Source organism: Streptococcus sp. GMD1S (genome assembly GCF_000296875.1).
GTDB lineage: Bacteria > Bacillota > Bacilli > Lactobacillales > Streptococcaceae > Streptococcus.
In genome coordinates, this window is sequence record NZ_AJQY01000132.1 from 1 (window position 1) to 1,481 (window position 1,481).

Here is a 1,481-nt window from a genome sequence, read left to right on the forward strand (position 1 = left end):
GATGGCTTTATGAACAAGATTGCGGAAGCTTTTAAAAATATGGATACCGATTTAGCAGGATCTATTGAAACGAATGAGATTTATACAGTTTCACCAGAAGAGTATACAGAAAAGAAACGAATCCAACAGAAGATCTATGATGCCTCTGTTTATAATGAGCTCCCCTAACTATTCGCCACTTGAATCCATTTCAAGTGGTTTTCTTTTGCTTTTCTCATCTTCTCACGGTGTCACGCATATGGTATAATGGATTAAGAGTTTATAATCTTTGTTTATCAGATACAAACAACAAATATTCAGGAGGAAGTCAATGAAACAATACAGGAAAAAAATACTAATCATTCTGGGACTTTTTAGCCTTCTTGTTGTGGTTTCTGGAGCCTATCCCTTATATCGCTACCTAACACATGACCGTTATAAAGTGCGAACTCCTGAGGTAGAACCAGCTTCTTATGAGTTTCTAGCTAATAGACAGGGGTTGGTCATTTCTTGGAAATATGTCAATCATAGCAATGAGCAGGAAGCTAATGAAGAACCACTGGAGTATACCAGTGCAATTTATGGGAAACGTTACCTTTCGACAGACAGTAAACGTTTAATTTACAAATGGGACGATAATCGCTTTGATGTCAAGAATCTGAGTTGGGGGGAGTATTGGAAGATTCAGGTTTATGATACCAGTCAGGATGATTTGCCTCGTAAGGAGTATGACCTTTTAAAGGCTGTTGCGGATTATGATTCGTCATACTTTCCAGTTTCAAGTACTTATATTAATTTTGTCACATACAATGATCAAGAGTATCGTAAGGTAGTTCTCCAAAAAACTGGGGGTCATGACCGTAAGGAAGTCCTCTTTAATATGGAAACAGGTAAGCTAGAGGATGTTCCTAAAGAACTTGGGGTTGCTCTTGAGAATAGGTATACATATTTATTTAACCGTTATACAAGTTTGAAAAATTACTATTATAATGATGATTTTATAGATAACACTACCTGTCTTAATCTCTCACAATCTGTGATTGAACAGTCTTCAGATTGGCTCTTGAGGGAGAAATACCCAAAAGCTTATGACTTGATGAGTAAAGAAAAAGGAAGTCTCTATTTTTTAACTAACGAGACAGATGTTAAGCTTTTATCAGATATTTTTAGCCTCTTAATTCCTAAGGACCGTGATTTATTTGATAACCTCACGGTTTATGGAGAGGTAACTAGGGACGGGAAGGACCATGTGGTTCACTCTTATGAAGAGTTTATCAATGTCTTGAAACCAAAGGAGGAGTTGAGTAATGTCCGTTAAGCGAATTCAGCCAATGCGAATTCAAAGCATTAAGGCGAGTATCAAAGTTTCGACAGATGAGATTTCAAAGGGGATGTCGACTATTATTGACTCATCAGTCACAAGTAGTCTAGAATCCTGTGCTGGTGTCGCAAAAACATGTATGGAAAATTTAGTAGAGACGGTAGACTCATTAGATGGCTTT

2 protein-coding genes are annotated in these 1,481 nt (G+C 37.1%); both read left to right on the plus strand.

Annotation, left to right across the window (positions count from 1 at the left end; genetic code table 11):
* The first annotated feature begins 310 nt into the window (after positions 1-310).
* Entirely contained in the window at positions 311-1,297 is a 987-nt protein-coding gene (locus GMD1S_RS07645) for a hypothetical protein (RefSeq protein ID WP_000816347.1), read from the plus strand.
* Positions 1,287-1,481 (plus strand): hypothetical protein (locus GMD1S_RS07650; protein WP_000114132.1); only part of this gene is annotated, 195 nt, incomplete at its 3' end. The genes GMD1S_RS07645 and GMD1S_RS07650, both read left to right, overlap by 11 nt.

What these genes read in the sequence shown, in the direction of transcription:
- GMD1S_RS07645 (WP_000816347.1), top strand. Translation starts at nt 311, where the DNA reads ATGAAACAATACAGGAAAAAAATACTAATCATTCTGGGACTTTTTAGC.